The organism is Sunxiuqinia sp. A32 (assembly GCF_052690465.1).
Window position 1 is genome coordinate 1 of sequence record NZ_JBQYLI010000043.1, and the last position, 964, is coordinate 964.

The 964-nt window shown below is 32.0% G+C and carries 2 protein-coding genes; both read left to right on the forward strand.

From position 1 onward, the window contains the following. The first annotated feature begins 98 nt into the window (after positions 1-98). Positions 99-395: a DUF2695 domain-containing protein gene (locus ACUNWD_RS20750; RefSeq protein ID WP_445589785.1), complete on the forward strand. Its 297-nt coding sequence runs from the start codon at positions 99-101 to the stop codon at positions 393-395. Next, positions 392-856 carry a hypothetical protein gene (locus tag ACUNWD_RS20755; RefSeq protein ID WP_445589786.1) on the forward strand — a complete coding sequence of 155 codons (465 nt, stop codon included), beginning with the start codon at positions 392-394 and terminating at the stop codon, positions 854-856. The genes ACUNWD_RS20750 and ACUNWD_RS20755 overlap by 4 nt, the downstream gene beginning before the upstream one ends. The last annotated feature ends 108 nt before the right edge of the window (positions 857-964 follow it).

Genomic DNA, 964 nt, shown 5'->3' on the forward strand with positions numbered 1-964 from the left:
AAAAACAACCCTTAATTAAGCTATGCCTGCTAAAAACAAGATCCCCCGGAACTGGTTTTTAGACAGACTGCCGTTATAGCCAATTTTGAAAAAAAGATATGCCAACAAAAGCAGAAAAAGAAAGAAGGAAAAAGCTTCATCGAGAATTAGCTCAAAAAGAACAAGAAAAGTTCTTAAATAATCTACCCATAGACAAGGATATAATTCTTGAGCTGTTTGACTTTTTAGATAGTGAACTTGGCGAAAGAGATTGTAACCACGATTACCAATTGACAGGGGAATTTCTAAAATCAAAAAATATAGTAAATGAAAAAATATTCGACTGGTTTAGAGAACAAGGAGGATATTGTGACTGTGAAATTCTGTTCAATATTGAAGAGAGGTTTAAAAAATGAATGTTTTTAATAATGAAATATCATTGACAAAAGGAAAAGCCTCATTTGAAAAATCATTAAATGAGAGGCTTGTAGACTTAAATCAACAATCCATGCATATTTTTCCCTTTGCATTTTTCACAAAGGCATTCTATAGAGATTTTAAGCAGTCAAGAAAAGGAGTATTTACTGGAAAAATCAACGGAGATAAATTTGAAATAATTCCATCAAGTAAAATATTTTCGACAAGGACTTGGTTTCCATTGAGAATTGTGGGAATTATTGAAAATCAAAAAATTAGAGTTGGCTATATTATTCCCAACTGGATTTTGGGGATAATTATCATTTTACCATTGATAGATTTGATTGTATTAAAAAACGAAATGAAATTTAATGGGATTCTTATTGTCTTTGCAGTAGTCATCATACTCTCTTATGTTTATAAAATCATAAGAAACAATCGAATAATGCAGAATATTTGAATTTAAAAAATAAAAAACTGGCTATAACAATGTACATATTGCAGGGCGGGGTTTGGTGGTACGCCAACTGCGGATTCTCGCATCGCAGTTCCGTGTCCTTCGGACAGG